1 protein-coding gene is annotated in these 228 nt (G+C 45.2%); it reads left to right on the top strand.

Annotated features, from left to right (window positions below):
- Window positions 1–18 precede the first annotated feature (18 nt).
- Window positions 19–228 (top strand): hypothetical protein (locus C6N31_RS46685; protein WP_368860210.1); only part of this gene is annotated, 210 nt, incomplete at its 3' end.

Below are 228 nucleotides of genomic sequence, written 5' to 3'. Positions count from 1 at the left end.
GAGACCTGCAAGGTCAAAATGGTTTTTCGGGGACACTCAGAATACTTGCACTGCATAGTTACTCGTAACTCGGCCAACCAGGTCGTAACTGGTTCTGAGGATGGAACTGCCAGGATATGGGACTGCAGAAGTGGAAAATGTGTTCAAATAATTGGTTTGCAAAAAAGTAAGAAGGTGAAAAGATCCTCCTATGCTGTACGCTGCATTGCCCTCGATGAAAGTGAAAGC

Source organism: Streptomyces fildesensis, assembly GCF_016107395.1.
Lineage (GTDB): Bacteria > Actinomycetota > Actinomycetes > Streptomycetales > Streptomycetaceae > Actinacidiphila > Actinacidiphila fildesensis.
The sequence above is the reverse complement of the archived record's forward strand: the minus strand, read 5'-3'. Positions and strand labels throughout refer to the sequence as shown.